This window comes from Cryptosporangium phraense (assembly GCF_006912135.1).
In the GTDB taxonomy this organism is placed as follows: domain Bacteria; phylum Actinomycetota; class Actinomycetes; order Mycobacteriales; family Cryptosporangiaceae; genus Cryptosporangium; species Cryptosporangium phraense.
This window is the reverse complement of the sequence record NZ_VIRS01000023.1, coordinates 47,895-65,539: the sequence shown is the minus strand read 5'-3', so window position 1 is coordinate 65,539 and position 17,645 is coordinate 47,895. Positions and strand designations below refer to the sequence as shown.

The window sequence follows — 17,645 nt, the reverse complement described above, 5'->3', positions numbered from 1 at the left end:
CATTAGTGCAACGCGGGCTCGACGTCGGTGATGGACAGACGCGCCGCGATCTCGGCCAGCTCGCCCTCGAAGAACGGCTCGGGGTCGGGCAGCGCGAAGCTCATGTGATTGAAGACTTCGAGGCTGACCAGCCCGTACAGCCGCATCCAGCAGCCGAAGACCACGGCCAGCGCGCCCAGCGGCAGGCTGCTGCCGAGCCGCTGACGGTAGGCCGCGAGCTGCTCGGTGAGCCGCGGCGGCAGCGAGTCGGACTCCGGCGTCGGGAAGCGACGCTCCCGCCAGACGTCCGCGAACGCCGACAGGAACAGCCGGCCGAACCGGGCCCCGCCGTTGTCCAGCCGCTCGGTGGCCGGCGTGCTCTCGTCGGTGTCCGACCCGGCCGAGTCGCTGGCCGCCGTCCGGCTGGTCTGCGTCGGCGTCAGGCCGCTGGGCCCGGCGTTGTACGCCGGCGTCCCGTACCCCGGCGTGGGTGCGCCGAAGATCAGCCCGAACTCGGCCGGGTGCCCCACCGACCAGGCCCGGAAGGCCCGGCACACCGCGAGCAGCCGGGCTCCGGCGTCGTCCGGCGACGCCAGATCGCGGGCGTGCTCGACGGCCGCGCACAGCTCCGTCGACAGATCAGTCACGAGCGACTGAACCAAGTGGTCGAAACTCGGGAAGTACCGGTACAAAGCCGGTGCCGTCATCCCCATCTCGCGGGCGATGGCCCGCAGCGAGACCGCTGATGGCCCGTCGCCGACCAGCTGCCTCCGCGCCACGTCCTTGATTTCCTGGACCGTCGCCGCCCGGACGCGCTCCCGACGGTTCACCATCACAGTCACGACTCCAAGACCCCCTCGCGAACTACCGCTCCGGCCGCTCCGCCGTCGGTGTCGATGAGTCGCCCGGTGCACTCCCGACTCGGCGTCACTGCCCTAACACTCTCCACAACGACGCCGACGGCTTTCGGTAACCGCCCGAGTTCGAACTGTTCATCTTCCGTGTCATCGGGTGGCGTTCCGGTGACTGTTCAGATGATTTGTTATTCGGCGTCCTGTCTGTCCCAACTGGCCTGATGAGCGGGGCGTTCGGCGGTGCGAGAAGATAGGCGCATGAGTTCGCGCGAGGTCATCCTCCTCGGCAGCACCGGATCGATCGGCACCCAGGCCCTCGACGTGATCCGCCGCAACCGGGACCGGTTCCGGGTGGTCGGGCTGGCCGGCGGGGGTGGGCAGGTCGAGCTGCTGGCCGCCCAGGCGCTGGAGTTCGAGGTCGAGGCCGTCGCGGTCGCCCGGGCCAGCACGGCCCAGGACCTCCAGCTCGCGTTCTACACCGAGGCCCAGCGTCGCGGGTGGAGCGAGGGACGGTTCGCGCTGCCGAAGATCCTGGCCGGCCCGGACGCGGCGACCGAGCTGGCGTCCTGGCGGCTGGGGGAGAACGGCCTGGTGCTCAACGGCATCACCGGGTCGATCGGCCTGGCCCCGACGCTGGCCGCGCTGACCGCCGGCCGGACGCTGGCCCTGGCCAACAAGGAGTCGCTGGTCGCCGGCGGCCCGCTGGTCCGGGCGGTGGCCAAGCCCGGGCAGATCGTCCCGGTCGACAGCGAGCACTCGGCGCTGGCCCAGTGCCTGCGGGGCGGGGCCCCTTCGGAGGTGCGTCGCCTGGTGCTGACCGCGAGCGGTGGCCCGTTCCGGGGGCGCAAGCGCTCCGAACTGGCCGGCGTCACCGTAGACGACGCGCTGGCCCACCCGACCTGGCAGATGGGCCCGGTCGTCACGATCAACTCGGCGACGATGGTGAACAAGTCGCTCGAGGTCATCGAGGCCCACGAGCTGTTCGGCCTGCCCTACGACCGGCTGGACGTCGTCGTGCACCCGCAGTCGCTCGTCCACTCGATGGTCGAGTTCGTCGACGGGTCGACGCTGGCCCAGGTCAGCCCGCCGGACATGCGTCTGCCGATCGCGCTCGGCCTGGCCTGGCCCGACCGGGTGCCGGAGGCAGCCGCGGCGGTCGACTGGACCCGGGCCGCCACCTGGACGTTCGAACCCCTGGACGACGACGCGTTCCCGGCCGTGAACCTGGCCCGCGAGGTCGGGCAGGCGGGTGGGTGCCTGCCGGCGATCTACAACGCCGCCAATGAAGAATGTGTCGCAGCGTTCCTCGCCGGAGCCCTGCCGTTCACTGGGATCGTTGACACTGTACGTTCTGTAGTTGAATCAGCGGAAAAGGCTGATTCGCGAGTAGGCGGACTACTGGACGAGCCAGGTAGCGTCGAGGACGTTCTCTCCGCCGAGCGCTGGGCGCGAGCGGAAGCGAACTCCCGGGCGTTCGGGTCGGACGCCGGGCAGGCTGCAGAAGGGTCGAGGTAAGCGCCGATGGCGTATACGGGTGGAATTATTCTCTTCGCCCTGGGCATCTTGATCTCGGTAGCACTGCACGAAGCCGGCCACATGTGGAGTGCCCGAGCCTTCGGCATGAAGGTCACGCGGTTCTTCATCGGCTTCGGCCCGACGCTGTTCTCGTTCCGCCGCAAGGAGATCGAGTACGGCTTCAAGGCCATCCCGGCCGGCGCGTTCGTCAGCATCGTCGGCATGACGCCGCTCGACGACGTGGCGCCGGAAGACCAGGACAAGGTCTTTTGGAAGCGCCCGCTGTGGAAGCGGACGATCGTCCTCGCGGCCGGCTCGATCACCCACTTCATCCTGGGTGTGCTGATCCTCTTCCTCACCGCGATGTTCGTCGGCCTCCCCAACCCGGCGCGGGCCGACTACGACGCCAACGCCCACGCGCCGGTGCTCGGCGCGGTCAACGAGTGCGTTCCGGCGACGCCCGACTCGTACGAGTGCTCGGTGGCCAAGGGAGACCCGAAGTCGCCGGCGTTCGCGGCCGGGTTGCGCCCCGGCGACCGCATCACGTCGTTCAACGGGGTCAGCACCCCGACCTACGGCGAGCTGGTCGCGAAGGTCCGGGCGACCCCGGCCGGCTCGGTGCCGCTCACCTACGAGCGGGACGGCAAGACCGTGTCCACGACGATCACGGTCATCCGTCGCAACCTCGACATCAGCACGACCGAGACGCCGAACGTCCAGAACGTCGGGTTCCTCGGCGTCTCGCCGAAGGGGTCGGACGCCCCGCTGACCGTGACCTACGGTCCGGTCGAGGCCGTCGGTCAGACGTTCGACTACACCGGGCAGATCTTCGCCGGCACGTTCCGGGCGATCGGTAACTTCCCCGAGAAGATTCCGAAGCTGTGGGACGCGCTGCTGGGTCAGGAGCGTGACCCGGAGACGCCGGTCAGCGTCGTCGGCGCCAGCCGCATCGGCGGCGAGGTCGTCGAACGCGGGGTCTGGCCGATCTTCTTCCTGCTGTTGGCCAACCTGAACTTCTTCATCGGCGTGTTCAACCTGTTCCCGCTGCTCCCGCTCGACGGCGGGCACATCGCGATCGCCTGGTTCGAGAAGATCCGGACGTGGTGGGCGCTCAAGCGCGGGAAGCCCGACCCGGGCCGGGTCGATTACACCAAGCTGCTGCCGGTCACCTACGCCGTGGTGCTGATCTTCGGTGGCATCACGCTGCTCACGGTCGCGACCGACATCATCAACCCGATCACGCTCACGCGATAGAAGGACTGCTGTGACCGCCGTCTCGCTCGGCCTGCCCCGTCCCCCCGCCCCCAAGCTGACCGACCGTCGGGTGTCCCGCCAGATCATGGTCGGGAACGTCCCGGTGGGCGGTGACGCGCCGGTCAGCGTCCAGTCGATGACCACCACGCCGACGTCCGACGTCAACCGCACTCTGCAGCAGATCGCCGAGCTGACCGCGTCCGGCTGCCAGATCGTCCGGGTGGCCGTCCCCAGCCAGGACGACGCCGACGCGCTGCCGGCCATCGCTCGCAAGAGCCCGATCCCGGTCATCGCCGACATCCACTTCCAGCCCAAGTACGTGTTCGCGGCGATCGACGCGGGCTGCGCGGCGGTCCGGGTGAACCCGGGCAACATCAAGCAGTTCGACGACAAGGTCAAGGAGATCGCGCGGGCCGCGTCCGACGCCGGCGTGCCGATCCGGATCGGCGTCAACGCGGGCTCGCTCGACAAGCGGCTGCTCCAGAAGTACGGCCGGGCGACGCCGGAGGCTCTGGTCGAGAGCGCGCTCTGGGAGTGCTCGCTGTTCGAGGAGCACGGCTTCCGCGACATCAAGATCTCGGTCAAGCACAACGACCCGGTCGTGATGATCAACGCGTACCGCCAGCTGGCCCGGGCCTGCGACTACCCGCTGCACCTCGGCGTCACCGAGGCCGGCCCGGCGTTCCAGGGCACGATCAAGTCGGCGGTCGCGTTCGGCGCGCTGCTGGCCGAGGGCATCGGCGACACGATCCGGGTGTCGCTGTCGGCCCCGCCGGTCGAGGAGGTCAAGGTCGGCAACCAGATCTTGGAGTCGCTGGGCCTGCGCGAGCGCGGTCTGGAGATCGTCTCGTGCCCGTCCTGCGGCCGCGCCCAGGTCGACGTCTACACGCTGGCCGAGGAGGTCACGGCCGGCCTCGAGGGGCTGCCGGTGCCGCTCCGCGTCGCCGTGATGGGATGCGTCGTCAACGGGCCCGGCGAGGCGCGGGAGGCCGACCTCGGCGTCGCGTCCGGCAACGGGAAGGGTCAGATCTTCGTCAAGGGCCAGGTCATCAAGACCGTCCCGGAGTCGCAGATCGTCGAGACGCTGATCGAGGAGGCTCTCCGCCTGGCGGAGGAGATGGGAGCGGAGCTCCCGGAGGAACTCCGTGGGCTCGCACCCACGGTCGAGGTGCACTGATCTGGTCGTCCGTGGCAGTGTGGTGACGTGAGTTCCGAACGCGGGCAGAAAACCCCGTGCTGACGACCCGGCCGGTCCGGGTCCTCCGGGACGCCGACCGTGTCGACGTCGAGGCGCTGCTGGACGCCGACCCGGTGTCCAGCGTGTTCGTCGCCGCCCGGGTCGGCTCGCACGGCATCTCGCGCTGGCGCCTGGGCGCCCAGTTGTGGGGCTACACGCTCGACGGGGAGATCTGCGGGCTCTGCTACTCCGGCGCCAACCTGGTGCCGCTCTCGACCGAGCCGAGCGCCGTCCGGGCGTTCGCCGACGTGGCCCGGGAGCAGGGGCGCGTCTGCTCGTCGATCGTCGGGCCCGACAAGGCCGTGCTCCCGCTCTGGGACGACCTGTCGGGTGACTGGGGGCCGCCCCGCGAGGTGCGGGCCGCGCAACCGCTGCTGGCCACCTCGGTGCTGCCCGACGTGGCTCCCGACCCGTGGGTGCGCCGGGCCGACATGCGCGATTTCGACGCGTTGCTGCCGGCCTGCGTCGCGATGTACACCGAGGAGATCGGGGTCTCGCCGGTCGAGTGGGACGGCGGGGTGGCCTACCGGGCCCGGGTGGCCGAGCTCGTCCGCGCCGGCCGGTCCTACGTCCGCATGGAGAACGGTCAGGTCGTCTTCAAGGCCGAGTTGGGGGCGGTGAGCGCGCGGGTCGCACAGGTGCAGGGCGTGTGGGTGCACCCCGAACGGCGGGGAACCGGCGTGGCCACCGCGGCCATGGCCGCGGTGGTCGCCGACACGCTGCGGACCGTCGCCCCGATCGTCAGCCTGTACGTGAACGACTTCAACTACGCCGCCCGCAAGGTCTACGACCGCTGCGGCTTCGCCCAGGTCGGCACCTTCTCAACCGTCCTGTTCTAGCTCTTTGACGGCTGCTTCGAGGACTTCGAGGTGGGCGTCGATGTCTTCCTGGGTCGTTTCCGGGCAGACCAGGGCCATGTTGTGGAACGGGGTGAGCAGGATGCCCCGGTTGGCCGCGTAGACGTGCAGGTAGTCGTCGAGAGCTGGGTTCTCGGCGGCGTGGGACTCGCCGCCGGTGCGCGGGGCCGGGTTCGCGAACCGATACTCGGCCCGGGCGCCGACCTGGGCCACTGACCAGGGCATCGTGGCGATCGCCTGGCGCGTGCCCTCGGCCAGGTACGTACCGAGCGCGGTCATCCCGGCCATCGCCTCGTCGGTGAGGACGTGTTCGAGGGTGGCTCTCGTGGCGGCGACGCTCAGCGCGTTGCCGGCCAGCGTGCCGCCGACGCCGCCCATGTCGATGAGGTCGAGGTCGGTTCGTGCTTCGATCCGTTCGCTGACCTCTTGGGACAGGCCATAGGCGCCCACCGGCACACCCCCGCCGATCGCCTTGCCGATCGTCACGATGTCGGGGTCGAGGCTCCAGGCGCGGGTGCAGCCGCCGGGGCCGGCCGAGAACGTGTGGGTCTCGTCGTTGATCAGCAGGGTTCCGTGGGCCCGGGTCAGCTCGCGGACCTTCTCCAGGTAGCCGGGCTCGGGCAGCACGATGCCGATGTTGGTGAGCGCGGGTTCCATCAGCACCGCGGCGACGTCACCGTGTTCGAGTTCTTGGGCCAGGCGGTGGGGGTCGTTGTACTCGGCGACCCGGCTGGTGACCCGGGTGTCGACCGGGGCGCCGACGTTGCCCTCGCGGATCTGTGGTGTTCCGTCCGGCCCGACGACGATCAGCGACTCGTCGACGCTGCCGTGGTAGCAGTAGCTGTTGACCAGGATCTTTGGTCTGCCGGTGATGGCTCGGGCCAGCCGGATGGCCCAGCGGTTGGCGTCGGTGGCGGTGAGGGCCAGGCTCCACTGCGGGAGGCCGAACCGGCGGGTGAGTTCTTCACCGACCCAGGCGGCGTCCTCGGTGGGGAGCATGGCGGTGGCGCCGCCTAGGTCTTTGAACCTTTTCTGGACGGCCTCCACGACCGGGGCGGGGGAGTGGCCGGCCATCGCGCCGGTGTCGCCCAGGCAGAGGTCGATGTAGGTGTGCCCGTCGAGGTCGGTCACCCGCGCTCCGCGTGCGGACGCCAGGTAGAGCGGGAACCCGCCGGCCTGCTTGGCCATCCAGGTCATCGGCGTGCGGCCGAAGAGATTCTTCGCGTTCGCGTAGGCCGAGGCCGAGCGGGGATGCAGTTCGGCGTAGCGGGCGCGCTCGCGGTCGAGGAGTCGTTCCAGACGGGTGTTCACCCGAACAGTCTGCACGGGTGAGTCGGCGTTGCACCTGGGGCGGGGCGGGGTTACTGTAGAACTCGTTCGAACACTCGTTCGAACACTCCGGAGCGGGTGTCGCGACCCGCACCGGGAACCTTCGCCGCCGGTGGTCCGACCCTACCTACCGGCGGTGGAGGCTGCTGCCGGCTCGGGTAAGGCGAGGGGAAGCGCCTTGTCCGAGCCGGTGGCGCCGCTCTGCCTTCCCCCTCGAGCGGCGCCGGGAGTCCGTCCGGGCTCTCGGCGGAACGGCGTGGAGGGGAAACGGTGGCCGAGGAGACCGAAGTCCGGCGCGGTGGTGGCGCGGACGCTCCGGTGGAGTTCCGCTGGAACGGTCAGATCCACCGGGTGCGTGAGGTTCTCACCCATCACCGCATCCGGCACTCTCCGCGGCCCGGTTCCTCGACCCGCCCCGATCTCCCTCCTTCCCCGGCTGTGGTGGACGAGCTGGAAGCTCGCCGGGCGGCTCGCTCGGCCGAGCCGACCGAGCTGCCCACGGATCTCACGGCCTCGATGCGCCCGCCCGACGAAGAGGTCTGGCGGGTCCGGGCGAGCCCGTCGGCATTGCTGCCTGCGCCCGCGCTCGCCGGCGTTTTCGACCTGAGTTTCGACTGGGCGGTCGGTCACTGGACCGTCACCAGGATCGACATCCTCGAGGAGGAGTTGTGACCTACCCCGTTCCCGTCTCGATCCGGCCGTCCACGGCCGTCGGCGACACGTCCCGGGGGACGCCGGTCGGCATCCCCGCGTCGGCGTTGCCGCACCGCACCCCGCGGGAGCTGCTGGCGCTGGCCCGGCACGGGCTGGGGGAGGCCGCGGTCACCAGGGCGGCCGGTCCCCGGTACGCCACCGCGCACCTGGCCGCGCTGCGTGCGGCGGCCGCGGTGCTCGCGGTCCGCGCTCGTCCGCTGCCGCCCGGCACCCGCCGGCCGCGGTCGCGGCCGGCCAGCGTCTGGGTGCTGCTCACCCAGGTCGCTCCCGAGCTGGGGGAGTGGGCCGCGTTCTTCGCGACCGCCGCGGTGAAGCGGGCCGCGGCCGAGGCCGGCCTGCCCCGCGCGGTCACGACCCGCGAGGCCGACGACCTGCTCCGCGACGCGGAGCGGTTCTGCACGCTCATCGAGACGACGCTCGGTCTGCCGGCCGAGCTCCCGGCGGACGCTCCCCGAGCCGGCTGAGGGGTTTCACCGGTTTCGCCGGTTCCGGGCGACGCAGGGCGGAGACGATCGGGGGAGCGCGGTGGGCGCGGTGGGCGCGGTGGGCGCGGTGTGGGGTGCGGTCAGGTGAGCGCGAAAGCGGCTACCTGGGCCGCGTTGGCCGAGACCGTGCGGGCAGGGACCACTTTCACGGAGAAGCACCAGGTCACCGACCTGTTGCCGGTACCGGCGCCGCTGGCGTCGCTGTTCCCGTCCGGAGGCCTGCAGCGCGGCTCGGCCCTGGCCGTCGCCGGCTCGACGAGCCTGCTCGTCGCCCTGCTGGCCGAGGCGTCGGCGGCCGGCTCCTGGTGCGCGGTCGTCGGCCTGCCGTCGTTCGGAGTGGTGGCCGCGGCCGAGGCCGGGGTGCCGGTCGAGCGGCTCGCGCTGGTGCGCGACCCGGGCCCGGACTCGGCCGGAGTGGTCGGGGCGCTCCTGGACGGCTTCGACGTAGTGGTCGTCGGCAACCCGGCGGCGCTCGGGTTGGCCGAGGTCCGGCGGCTGGTCGCCCGGGCCAGGCAGCGCGGTTCGGTGCTGATGGGGGTGGGTACGTGGCCCGCGGCCGAGCTGCGGCTCTCGCTGACCGACGCGGTCTGGGACGGGGTTGGACGCGGCGACGGGAGGCTCCGGCAGCGCCGGGTCAGCGTCGTCGCCGAGGGCCGGGGGAGCGCGGCCAGGCCGCGCGAGGTGACGGTGTTCCTGCCCGCTGAGGGCGGAGGCATCGCGGCGGTTCCGATGCCGGATCGGCGTCTTGTGCCGGTGCCGGTGCCGGTGCCTGTGCCTGTGGCTGCGGAGCGCTCTGTGCCCGCGGCCGAGCGTCCCGCGGCGGTGGGAAGACCGGCGGTGGTGGGGCTGCCTGCGGCGGCGGGACGGCCCGTAGTGGTGGGCCGATCCGCGGCGGCGGGGCGGTCTGCGGCGGCGGGACGGTCTGCGGCGGCGGGGCGGCCCGCGGTGGCGGGGCGGTCTGCGGGGGCGGGGCGGTCTGCGGGGGCGGGGCGGTCTGCGGGGGCGGGGCGGTCTGCGGGGGCGGGGCGGCCCGCGGTGGCGGGGCGGTCTGCGGCGGCCTCTGGGCGATCCGCAGCGGTGGCGGGGCGGTCTGCGGGGGTGGCGGATCGCGCGCCCGCGGTGCGAATCCGTCCGATGGTGCCCACCCTCGTGCCCGACCCCGAGCTGCCGGCCGCGCCCCTACCGGCGGCGGCCCCGGAGGCGGGATGAACGCGGGCCTACGCAGATTGCCGGGAAATCGGCCTCCCCAGCGCCCCCGAGACGCCGATTTCCCGCCAATCGGCGCGCCCTCAATGAACGCGCCTGCCTGGTGCACTGCGGTAACGGCCTCTGCGCACCGGGGCGCACCCACATTTGCCCCGCTCGCGCCTGCCCCGCTCGCGCCGGTTCTGCTCGCGCCGGTTCTGCTCGCGCCTGCGCTGCTCGCGTCTGCGCTGCTCGCGTCTGCGCTGCTCGCGCCTGCGCTGCCTGCGCCGTCTGAGCGCGCGCCGCTCGCGGGGGCTGCTCAGCCTGCGGCGGCAGCTTCGCCCACGCCCGCGCTGTCCACCCCCGCGCAGCCCGCGTCCACGTCGGCCGTGGCGACCCCGCCCGCGCCCACACGTGCTCTCCCCGCGCCGACTGTGCCCGCGCCGGCTCTCCCCGCGCCGACTGTGCCCGCGCCGACTGTGCCCGCGCCGCTCGCGGCTACCCGGCCCGCGGCTATACCGCCCGCGGCGGCGGCTTCGCTTGCGCCCCCTCCGCCCGTCCCGGCCTCGTCTGCGCTGCTCGCACCGTCTGTGTCTGCGCCGCTCGACGCGGCTGTTCAGTCTGCGGCGGCTTCGCCCGCGTCTGTGCTGTCCATCCCCGTGCCGCAGGCGCCTATGCCGGCCGTGACGGTCCCTTCCACGCCCATACCCCCTCTCCCCGCGCCATCCGCACTGGCGCCGTCCCCGCTGGGCGTGCCTGCGCCGTCCGTGCCTGCGCCGTCCACGCCGGCCGCGCTCGCGCCGGCCCTGCTCGCCCCGTCCCCACCCGCGGTGACCTTGTCTGCGGCGGCCATGGCGCCTCCGCCTGCTGCGCCCGCGGCGGCTGCGCCTGCGCCGCCCACCTTCGCCCCATCCGCGCCTGTGCTGCCTGTGTCGTTGGTGCCTGGGTTGCCCGCCGTGGCTGCTCTGATTGGGGCGGCGGCTTCGTCTGTGCCCGTTTTGTCGATCTCTGTTCCGCTTAGGCTGCCCGCATCTGTGCCGTTCGCGCCCACACCTGCTCCACCTGCGCCGTCTGTGCCTGCGCTGTCCCCACCTGCGCTAGCCATACCTGCGATGTCCGTGACTGCCTCTTCTGCGCCTGCCGCACCCGCCCCGCCCGTGGCTGCGTCACCCGCCCTTGCCGCACCCGTCCCTGCAACCCCGCAGCCCTCGCCTCCGCAGCCTGCGCCCCTGCAGCCTGCGCCGGCTCAGCCCACGCTGCATCAGCCCGCGCCCCCGCAACCCCCGCCGCCCGCGTCTCCCCAGACCGCGTCGCCGCCGCCCGCGTCGACCAGCCCGCGCTGCCCGCGGCCCCTGCGACCCGCGCTGCTCGCGGCCCGCGCTGCCCGTGGTCCGCGCCGTCCGCAGCCCGCGCGCCCCGCAACTCACGCAGCTCGCGGCCCGCGCTGCCCGCGGCCCGCGGGGCATCAGCCTGCGGCGCCCGCAGCGATACGGGGACGCCGCGCCGGCCGGCGCCGGCCCAGGGCTGAGGAGGTGCGATGAATAGCCCCGTTCGAGTCGCAGCAGTCTGGTGCCCCGACTGGCCCGTCGTGGCGGCGGCCACCGACGCCAACATCTCCCTGCATCTCCCGATCGCGGTCCTGGCCGCCAACCGGGTCGTCGCCTGCTCCGAGGTAGCCCGGGCCGACGGCGTCCGCCGTGGCCTGCGTCGGCGGGAGGCGCAATCGCTCTGCCCCGAGCTGGTCCTGCTCGACGACGACCCCGATCGCGACGCTCGGGCGTTCGAGCCGGTAGTGGCCGCGGTGGAGGAGCTGGCCCCGGGCGTCGAGATCATCCGCCCCGGGCTGTGCGCATTTCGCGTCCGCGGGCCGGCCCGCTACTTCGGCTCCGAGACCGACGTCGCCGAGCGCGTCGTCGACACGATCGCCGAACGCACCGGCGCCGAAGTGCTGGTCGGCGTGGCCGAGGGCGTCTTCGCGGCCGGGCTCGCGGCCCGGCACGGCGGCATCGTCCCGCCCGGCGAGACGCCGGCGTTCCTCGCCCCACTCGACCTCGCGGTCGTCGACCGCCCCGAGCTGGTCAGCCTGATGCGCCGGCTGGGCATCCACACGGTCGGCGCGTTCGCCGCGCTGCCGGCCCAGGACGTCCTGGCCCGGTTCGGCCCGGACGGCGCGGCCGCGCACCGGCTGGCCCGCGGGCTGGAGCCCCGCCCGCTGGTGGCCCGGCTGCCTCCGGTCGACCTGTCCGCCTCCAAAGAGATCGACCCGCCGGCCGACCGCGTCGACACGGTCGCCTTCGTCGCCCGGACGCTCGCCGAGGAGTTCGCCGAGCGGCTCACGAGCTACGGCCTGGCTTGCACGCGCCTGATCATCGAAGCCTCCACCGAACACGGCGAAGAACTCAGCCGCACCTGGCGGCACGACGGCGTCCTCACGGTCGCCGACATCGCCGACCGGGTCCGCTGGCAGCTCGACGGCTGGCTCACCGGCCGCTCCCGCGAAGATCGCCCGACCGCGGGCGTCACCCGGGTCCGGCTGGCCCCCGAGGACGTCGTCGAGCACGGCGGCGCCCAGCTCGGGCTCTGGGGCGACACCGGCGCCGACGACGAGCGGGCGCACCGGGCCCTGACCCGCGTACAGGGCCTGCTCGGTCCGGAGGCCGTCGTGACGCCGGTCCTCGGCGGCGGTCGCGACCCGGAGAGCCGGGTCCGGTACGTGGCCTGGCGGGACGCCCGCGAGCCGTCGCTGCCCCTCGAACCACCGTGGCCGGGGCTACTCCCCCCGCCGGCCCCGGCCACGGTGCCCCCGAATTCGCCTCCGGTCAGCGTCCTCGGAGAAAACGGCGAGCCGGTAGGCGTCACCGGGCGGGCCTTTCTCACCGGTCTGCCGACGACGGTGAGCCTGGGCCGCGGCCCGGGCCGGAACGTGGTGGCCTGGGCCGGCCCTTGGCCGGCCGACGAACGGTGGTGGAGCCCGGTCCAGGCGCGCCGTCGCGCCTGGATGCAGGTCGTTCTCGACGGCGCTGAGCCCTCCGCGTTCCTCCTCGCGCTGGAGAGCGGCACCTGGCAACTAGCAGGGATCTACGACTGATGGGCTTCGACAACCCGGTCCTGCCGTGGAAGACGCTGGAGCGCGCGCTGTCCGGGGAGATCCCCGACGGCGGCGACGCCCCCGCCTGGTCCCGCAAGCGGGAAACCTACACCGCGAAAACCATAAAACCTCCCGTAACCACCCCCTACGCCGAACTGCACTGCCACTCGAACTTCAGCTTTCTCGACGGCGCCAGCCACCCCGAGGAACTCGTCGAGGAGGCGGTCCGGCTCGGGCTGACCGGGCTCGCGCTCACCGACCACGACGGCATGTACGGGGTGGTCCGGTTCGCCGAGGCCGCCGCGGCCCACGGTCTGGCCACGGTGTTCGGCGCCGAGCTGAGTCTGGGGCTGAAAACGCCGCAGAACGGCGTCCCCGACCCGGAAGGGGACCACCTGCTGGTGCTGGCCCGCGACCCCACGGGTTACCACCGCCTCTGCTCGGCGATGAGCGAGGCGCACCTGCGCGGGAAAGAGAAGGGAAGGCCGGTCTACGACCTCGACGAACTGGCCGAGGCGGCCGACGGACACTGGCTGATCCTGACCGGCTGTCGGAAGGGGGCCGTCCGGAAAGCCGAAGACCCGGGAAGAGCCCTCAAGGACCTGATGACCCGCTTCGGGCGCGACAACGTCGTCGTCGAGCTCACCGACCACGGTGACCCGCTGGACTCCGAACGCAACGACGCCTTCGCCGAGCTCGCCGCAGAACACAAAATAAGAACCGTCGCGACCAACAACGTGCACTACGCCACCCCGGCCCGGCGCAAGCTCGCCACCGCCCTCGCGGCCGTGCGCGCCCGGCGCAGCCTGGACGAGATCGAGGGCTGGCTCCCCGCCGCCGCCACCGCCCACCTGCGGTCCGGCGCCGAAATGGCGCAAAAATTCGCCCGCTACCCGGGCGCGGTCGCGAACGCCGCAGCACTGGCCGAAGAGTGCTCCTTCGACCTGACGCTGATCGCTCCGAAGCTGCCCGACTCCGACGTCGGCCCGGGCCACACCGAGATGAGCTGGTTGCGCCACTTGACCGCGATCGGCGCGAGAGACCGGTACGGCACCCGCGAGGAACACCCGCACGCCTACGCCCAGATCGACCACGAACTCGAGGTGATCGAGAAGCTGGGCTTCCCCGGCTACTTCCTGATCGTCGAGTCGATCACGACCTGGTGCAAGCAGAACGACATCCTCTGCCAGGGCCGCGGCTCGGCCGCGAACTCCGCGGTCTGCTTCGCGCTCGGCATCACGAACGTCGACGCGGTCAAGTACGGCCTGCTCTTCGAGCGGTTCCTGGCCCCGGAGCGGGAGGGTCCGCCGGACATCGACCTCGACATCGAGTCCGGCCGCCGCGAGCTGGTCATCCAGCACGTCTACGACAAATACGGACGCCGCCGGGCCGCGCAGGTCGCGAACGTGATCAGCTACCGCCCGAAATCGGCGATCCGGGACGTCGCCAAAGCCTTCGGATTCTCACCCGGCCAGCAGGACGCCTGGAGCAAGCAGCTCGAACACTGGGGGAAGATCGACGACGCCGACATCCCGGAGCACGTCACCGAGATGGCCGAGCAGCTGCTGCATTTCCCCCGTCACCTGGGCATCCACTCCGGCGGCATGGTGCTCTGCGACCGGCCGGTCACCGAGGTCTGCCCGGTGGAGTGGGCCCGGATGGAGAACCGCACGGTCCTGCAGTGGGACAAGGACGACTGCGCGATCGCCGGCCTGGTCAAGTTCGACCTGCTCGGGCTGGGCATGCTGACCGCGCTGCACCACTGCGTGGACATGGTCCGCGACTTCTCCGGCCTCACCGTCGACCTGCACAAGATCCCGCTGGACGACAAGGCCGTCTACGAGATGCTCTGCGAGGCCGACTCGGTCGGGGTGTTCCAGGTGGAGAGCCGGGCCCAGATGGCGACGCTGCCCCGGCTGAAGCCGCGCGAGTTCTACGACCTGGTCGTCGAGGTCGCGCTGATCCGGCCGGGGCCGATCCAGGGCGGGTCGGTGCACCCGTACATCCGCCGGCGCAACGGGCTGGAGAAGCCCCGGTACGCGCACCCGCTGCTGGAGAACGCGCTGTCCAAGACGCTCGGCGTCCCGCTGTTCCAGGAGCAGCTGATGCAGATGGCGGTCGACGTCGCCGGGTTCAGCGCGTCCGAGTCCGACCAGCTGCGCCGGGCGATCGGCTCGAAGCGCTCCCCGGAGAAGATGGCCGCTCTTCGCGATCGCTTCTATCGGGGCATGGCCGCGAACGGCATCACCGGCGAGCTCGCCGACCAGATCTTCGCCCAGCTGGCCGCGTTCGCGAACTTCGGTTTCCCGGAGAGCCACTCGGTGAGCTTCGCCGCGCTGGTGCTCTACAGCTCCTGGTTCAAGCGGTACTTCCCGGCCGCGTTCTGTGCGGCGCTGCTCGCGTCGCAGCCGATGGGGTTCTACTCGCCGCAGTCGCTGGTCGCCGACGCGCGACGGCACGGCGTCACGGTCCGCGGGCCGGACCTGAACCTGAGCGTTGCACAAGCGACCCTAGAACGTATAAATACTGTCATTTCAGACTGGCCTGATCCCGGGGCCGCGCCCCGGCTCGACCACGCGGTCCGGCTCGGCCTCGCCTCGGTCCGGACGATCGGCGACGACCTGGCCGAGCGCCTCGTCGCCGAGCGGGAGGAGAACGGCCCGTTCACCGACATGACGAACCTGACCCAGCGGATCGCGCTGACCGCGGCCCAGGTCGAGGCGCTGGCCACGGCCGGCGCGTTCGACGGGTTCGGGCTCTCCCGCCGGGCCGCCCTGTGGGCGGCCGGCGCCGTCGCCCAGGGCCGGCCCGACCGGCTGGCCGGCGTCGTGGTCGGGGTGGAGGCGCCGATGCTGCCCGGGATGTCGGAGGTGGAGGAGGCGGTCGCCGACGTCTGGGCGACGGGCGTCTCGCCGGACAGTTACCCGACGCAGTTCGTCCGCGATGTTCTGGACGCCCGGGGAGCGCTGCCGATTTCTTTTCTGCCGGAGATGTCGGATGGAACCAGAGTGCTCGTCGGAGGCGTGGTGACCCACCGGCAGCGCCCGGCCACCGCCGGCGGCGTCACGTTCATCAACCTCGAGGACGAGACCGGCATGCTCAACGTCGTCTGCACCGAGGGGTTCTGGGCCCGCTACCGCCGGATCGCCCGGGGTTCGGCCGCGCTGCTGATCCGTGGGCGGCTGCAGAACGTCGAGGGGGTGATCGGGGTGACCGCCGAGTTCGTGGAGCCGCTGCCGCTCCGGGTAGCGAGTACGTCCCGGAACTTCCGGTAATAGGCTGGGCGTCTCCTCGACGAAGGGTGGCCCCCGTGCCCCGCAGCCCGCGCAACGCCGTGGTCTGGGCCGTACTCGACGCGGAACTCACCCGCGGCCCGGCTCACGTCGTCGACGCCGGCGGCGGTACCGGCGGGTTCGCGGTGCCGCTGGCGCAGGCCGGGCACACGGTCACGGTCGTCGACCCGAGCCCCGACGCGCTGGCCGCGCTGGCCCGCCGCGCCGCCGAGCGGGGCGTCGCCGACCGCATCACCGCGTACCAGGGCGACGCCGACGACCTCGGTGGCCTCCTCGAGCCGGGCACCGCGGACGTCGTCCTCTGCCACAGCGTCCTCGAGGTCGTCGACGACCCGGGCCGCACGCTGGCCGCGGTGGCCGGGGTGCTCCGCCCGGGCGGGTGCGCCAGCATTCTGGTCGCCAACCGGGTGGCTGCGGTGCTGGCCAGGGCCCTGGCCGGGCATTTCGCGGCGGCTCGCGACTCGCTCGACGGCGAGCTCGACCCCCGCCGCTACGACCTGGAGGGGTTGTCGGCGCTGATCTCCAAGGCCGGGCTCGTGCCCGAGCGCGCGCACGGCGTCCGCGTGCTGGCCGACCTCGTCCCCGGCGCCGTCGTCGACGTTGAGCCTGGTGCGGCCGACGCGCTCACCGCGCTCGAGCTCGCGATGGCCGAGCGTCCGCCCTACCGCGACATCGCGACCCAGCTCCACGTCCTGGCCCGCCGGTGACCCGGCCTGCTCCTCCGGCCTACGGCCGGCGCTCGGCCGCGGAACTGCTGCCCGCCGCCGTGCGCGCGCTCGGCGTCTTCTTTCCTGGGGACGACGCTCTGGGGCTTCCCGCCGCCGATCGGATCTGCGTTCTCATTCTGGACGGGTTGGGGGCGGCCCTGCTGTCGTCCCATGCCGGCGATGCCCCGTTCCTGGCGTCGCTGAACGGGGCCCCGCCGCTCACCGTGGGGTTCCCGTCGACGACCGCGACGAGCATGGCGAGCTTCGGCACCGGCCTGCCGCCCGGGCAGCACGGGATGCTGGGCTACCGGGTGCGCAACCCCGACCGGGGCACCCTGCTCAACCTGCTGCAGTGGGACAAGACGACGGTCCCCGAGCTCTGGCAGCCGCTGCCGACCGTGCCCGAGCAGGCGGTGGCGGCCGGGCTGCCGGTGTTCCACGCCGGCCCGTCGGCGTTCTCGAACTCACCGCTGACCCGGGCGGTCTGGCGGGGCGCGGAGTACCGGTCGGCCGACGGACCCGGCCCGCTGGTGGCCGCGACGGCCGCGGCGGTGGCCCAGGAGCCGCGGTCGCTGACGATCGCGTACTACGCCGGGGTCGACCACGCTGGGCACGTGTACGGGTCGGAGTCGGCGGCCTGGCGGCACGAGCTGGCGATCGCCGACCGGATGGTGGAGCGGCTGGCCGGGGCCTTGCCGCCGGACGCGCTGCTGATCGTGACCGGCGATCACGGGATGAGCGACCCGCTCGGGCGACACGACATCGACGCGGTTCCGGCGCTGGGGGACGGCGTAGCGCTACTGGGCGGCGAGGCCCGGGCCCGGCACGTGTACGCGGTGCCCGGGGCTTCGTCGGACGTGCTGGCGGCCTGGACGTCCGTGCTGGGGGAGGCGGCCTGGGTGCTCTCCCGGGAGCAGGCGATCGAGGCCGGGTGGTTCGGGCCGGTCGTGCGGCCCGAGGTGCTCGGACGGATCGGGGACGTGGTCGCGGCGGCCCGGCCCGGCTCGGCGCTGATCGCCACCGCGGTCGAGCCCCGCGAGTCGCGGTTGGTCGGGCTGCACGGATCGTTGGCTCCGGAAGATCTCACGGTGCCGCTGTTGCTGGCGCAGGCGGCCCGTTCTGTCGGAGGTTCGGCCTAGGCTCTCGGG

The 17,645-nt window shown here is 72.6% G+C and carries 13 protein-coding genes; 11 read left to right on the top strand and 2 right to left on the bottom strand.

Annotated elements, in window-relative coordinates; genetic code table 11:
- Nucleotides 1–2: 2 nt before the first annotated feature.
- A complete protein-coding gene (locus FL583_RS28215) occupies nucleotides 3–812 on the bottom strand; it encodes a TetR/AcrR family transcriptional regulator (protein WP_142707910.1) in 810 nt (269 codons plus the stop codon).
- A gap of 297 nt (nucleotides 813–1,109) precedes the next feature.
- Here FL583_RS28215 and dxr point away from each other — a divergent pair, with 297 nt between their 5' ends.
- Genes dxr through FL583_RS28195 form a run of 4 tightly spaced genes read left to right on the top strand, consistent with a single transcriptional unit; the run spans nucleotide 1,110 to nucleotide 5,678 of the window.
- Nucleotides 1,110–2,348, top strand: coding sequence for a 1-deoxy-D-xylulose-5-phosphate reductoisomerase (dxr, locus tag FL583_RS28210; RefSeq protein WP_420843205.1), 1,239 nt, complete (start codon nucleotides 1,110–1,112; stop codon nucleotides 2,346–2,348).
- A gap of 6 nt (nucleotides 2,349–2,354) precedes the next feature.
- Nucleotides 2,355–3,602, top strand: a complete 1,248-nt coding sequence (locus FL583_RS28205; protein WP_142707872.1) for a M50 family metallopeptidase — start codon at nucleotides 2,355–2,357, stop codon at nucleotides 3,600–3,602.
- A gap of 10 nt (nucleotides 3,603–3,612) precedes the next feature.
- Nucleotides 3,613–4,779: a flavodoxin-dependent (E)-4-hydroxy-3-methylbut-2-enyl-diphosphate synthase gene (ispG, locus tag FL583_RS28200; RefSeq protein WP_142707871.1), complete on the top strand. Its 1,167-nt coding sequence runs from the start codon at nucleotides 3,613–3,615 to the stop codon at nucleotides 4,777–4,779.
- 56 nt (nucleotides 4,780–4,835) lie between these two features.
- Nucleotides 4,836–5,678, top strand: a complete 843-nt coding sequence (locus tag FL583_RS28195; protein WP_205752523.1) for a GNAT family N-acetyltransferase — start codon at nucleotides 4,836–4,838, stop codon at nucleotides 5,676–5,678.
- Here FL583_RS28195 and FL583_RS28190 read toward each other — a convergent pair.
- The gene (locus FL583_RS28190) at nucleotides 5,661–7,007 is read right to left on the bottom strand and encodes a transaminase (protein ID WP_205752522.1); all 1,347 of its coding nucleotides are present in this window, start codon (nucleotides 7,005–7,007) and stop codon (nucleotides 5,661–5,663) included. The two genes, FL583_RS28195 and FL583_RS28190, sit on opposite strands and share 18 nt — an antisense overlap.
- Nucleotides 7,008–7,295: 288 nt before the next feature.
- Here FL583_RS28190 and FL583_RS28185 point away from each other — a divergent pair, with 288 nt between their 5' ends.
- The 7 genes from FL583_RS28185 (at nucleotide 7,296) to FL583_RS28145 (ending at nucleotide 17,636) form a co-directional block, all read left to right on the top strand.
- Complete coding sequence (locus FL583_RS28185; protein ID WP_142707870.1) at nucleotides 7,296–7,697, top strand: DUF6504 family protein; 402 nt, start codon at nucleotides 7,296–7,298, stop codon at nucleotides 7,695–7,697.
- 20 nt (nucleotides 7,698–7,717) lie between these two features.
- Nucleotides 7,718–8,203, top strand: coding sequence for an SAV_6107 family HEPN domain-containing protein (locus FL583_RS28180; RefSeq protein WP_420843204.1), 486 nt, complete (start codon nucleotides 7,718–7,720; stop codon nucleotides 8,201–8,203).
- Nucleotides 8,204–8,308: 105 nt separating this feature from the next.
- Entirely contained in the window at nucleotides 8,309–9,433 is a 1,125-nt protein-coding gene (locus FL583_RS28175; RefSeq protein WP_142707869.1) for a hypothetical protein, read from the top strand.
- Nucleotides 9,434–10,946: 1,513 nt separating this feature from the next.
- Nucleotides 10,947–12,497: a DNA polymerase Y family protein gene (locus tag FL583_RS28160; protein WP_142707868.1), complete on the top strand. Its 1,551-nt coding sequence runs from the start codon at nucleotides 10,947–10,949 to the stop codon at nucleotides 12,495–12,497.
- The gene (locus tag FL583_RS28155; protein WP_142707867.1) at nucleotides 12,497–15,772 is read left to right on the top strand and encodes an error-prone DNA polymerase; all 3,276 of its coding nucleotides are present in this window, start codon (nucleotides 12,497–12,499) and stop codon (nucleotides 15,770–15,772) included. The genes FL583_RS28160 and FL583_RS28155 overlap by 1 nt, the downstream gene beginning before the upstream one ends.
- The gene (locus FL583_RS28150) at nucleotides 15,772–16,497 is read left to right on the top strand and encodes a class I SAM-dependent methyltransferase (protein WP_142707906.1); all 726 of its coding nucleotides are present in this window, start codon (nucleotides 15,772–15,774) and stop codon (nucleotides 16,495–16,497) included. The genes FL583_RS28155 and FL583_RS28150 overlap by 1 nt, the downstream gene beginning before the upstream one ends.
- Nucleotides 16,494–17,636, top strand: coding sequence for an alkaline phosphatase family protein (locus tag FL583_RS28145; protein ID WP_142707866.1), 1,143 nt, complete (start codon nucleotides 16,494–16,496; stop codon nucleotides 17,634–17,636). Before FL583_RS28150 ends, FL583_RS28145 begins: the two co-directional genes overlap by 4 nt.
- The last annotated feature ends 9 nt before the right edge of the window (nucleotides 17,637–17,645 follow it).

Excerpts from the sequence above, each read along its gene's own strand:
- FL583_RS28215 (WP_142707910.1), bottom strand. The coding sequence starts at position 812 with ATGGTGAACCGTCGGGAGCGCGTCCGGGCGGCGACGGTCCAGGAAATC.
- FL583_RS28205 (WP_142707872.1), top strand. The coding sequence starts at position 2,355 with ATGGCGTATACGGGTGGAATTATTCTCTTCGCCCTGGGCATCTTGATC.
- FL583_RS28160 (WP_142707868.1), top strand. The coding sequence starts at position 10,947 with ATGAATAGCCCCGTTCGAGTCGCAGCAGTCTGGTGCCCCGACTGGCCC.
- FL583_RS28155 (WP_142707867.1), top strand. The coding sequence starts at position 12,497 with ATGGGCTTCGACAACCCGGTCCTGCCGTGGAAGACGCTGGAGCGCGCG.